The 1,696-nt window shown below is 71.0% G+C and carries 2 protein-coding genes; one reads left to right on the top strand and one right to left on the bottom strand.

What is annotated here, in order from left to right:
• Positions 1 to 144: 144 nt before the first annotated feature.
• On the bottom strand, positions 145 to 768 hold the full coding sequence (gene yihA / locus D183_RS0113115) for a ribosome biogenesis GTP-binding protein YihA/YsxC (RefSeq protein ID WP_017909401.1): 624 nt from the start codon (positions 766 to 768) through the stop codon (positions 145 to 147).
• Positions 769 to 896: 128 nt separating this feature from the next.
• Between yihA and D183_RS0113110 the strand changes: the two genes are divergently transcribed.
• The coding region (locus tag D183_RS0113110) for a c-type cytochrome (RefSeq protein WP_026144440.1) at positions 897 to 1,696 on the top strand (800 nt) is incomplete at its 3' end.

The following is a 1,696-nucleotide window of genomic DNA, read 5'->3' as shown; positions in this document are numbered from 1 at the left end:
CCCTTCGGGGCACCTTCCCCCGAAAAGGGGGCCATGTCCCAATGGGAGAAGGGAACGGCTAGCCCCTCTCCCTCCGGGAGAGGGGTTGGGGTGAGGGTCCGGCGCGAAGCGTCTCGCGGAGCTTGGGCGCCAGCACCGCCGCGCTCACTCCGCGGCAGTCGGCTCCGTGTCCAACCCCAGCCAGCCACCGACGATGCCACGCAACTCGTCCACGCCCTGGCGGGTCTCGCCGGAGAAGGTCTGCACGCTGACCGTATCGCCGAACGCGCTGGCCAGTTCCTTGCGTACCTGCTGCAGCACCTGCCCCTGCTGGCCGCGGCCGAGCTTGTCGGCCTTGGTCAGCAGCGCGTGTGCGGGCAGCCCGCGCTGGGCGGCGTAGCCCAGCATCTGCCGGTCGTAGTCCTTCAGCGGATGACGGATATCCATCACCACCACCAGCCCGCGCAGGGCCTCGCGCGTACGGAAATAGGTGTCGATGAACTTCTGCCAGTGCGCCTGCAGTTCCTGCGGCACCTTGGCGTAGCCGTAACCGGGCAGGTCCACCAGGTAGCGCTCGGGCTGGACCTGAAAGAACACCAGCTGCTGGGTGCGGCCGGGCGTCTTGGACACGCGGGCCAGGGCGTTCTGCCGGGTCAGCGCGTTCAGCGCGCTGGACTTGCCGGCGTTGGAGCGGCCGGCGAACGCCACTTCCCAGCCGCCGTCGTCCGGCAACTGGCGGGCATTGTGGGCGGACAACAGATAGTGGGCACGTTCGAGGATCAGCGACATCCCCCTAGGATCGCACGTCCAGGGCCCCGGGCGGGCTTCATTGACCGCCGGGCCGCGGCATGCCGATAATCGCGCGAGTGCGGTCGCCGTCCGGCAGCCGCGGGGTCGGGTCATACGGAGCTTCAGCAATGCGCCACGCTCGCGTTCTTGCCTTTGCCGGTCTAGCGGTTTCCGTCGCCGCCGCGGTCGCGGTCGCGCAGACCTCGGTGGTTCCCATTCCCGACCACGCGCCGGTACGCACCACGCCGCTGGAGGGCGACATCGGCAAGGCCGCCTGGGGCGACCCCAAGGCCGGCCAGGCCAAGGCCGCGGCCTGCGCCGCCTGCCACGGCGCGGACGGCAACCCCGCGATCGCCATGTATCCGCGCATCGCCGGCCAGGTGGAGCGCTACAGCGCGCGGCAGATGGCGCTGATCGCCCACGGCGAGCGCACCAGCGGCGCGGTCGCGGCGATGGTGCCGTTCGTGCAGCCGCTGAGCGCGCAGGACATGCGCGACATCGGCGCCTACTTCGCCACGCAGAAGGCCGGCGCCGGCATCGCCGACGACGCGGTGATCGCCGACGGTCCCTACGCGGGCATGAAGTTCTACGAGGTCGGCCAGCAGTTGTATCGCGGCGGCGACGCGACCCGCGGCATTCCCGCGTGCATGGCCTGTCACGGCCCGGCCGGCGCCGGCAATCCGGGTCCGGCCTATCCGCATCTGGGCGGTCAGCACGCCGATTACGTGGCGCGGCGCCTGCAGGAATACCAGGCCGGCACCACCCAGGAGCGCGATCCGACGATGTTCAAGATCATGGCGCAGGTGGCCAAGCCGCTGACCGACCAGGAGATCAAGGCGCTGGGCAGCTACCTGCAGGGCCTGCACGACCGCGCCGACGACGCGGCCGCCGCGCAGGCGGCACCGGCCGCGGCGACGCCACAGCAGCA

The sequence above is a fragment of the Xanthomonas sp. SHU 199 genome (genome assembly GCF_000364665.1).
Taxonomy (GTDB): Bacteria; Pseudomonadota; Gammaproteobacteria; order Xanthomonadales; family Xanthomonadaceae; genus Xanthomonas_A; species Xanthomonas_A sontii.
Note: the sequence above shows the minus strand (reverse complement) of the source record. Positions and strands in the feature narration are given on the sequence as shown.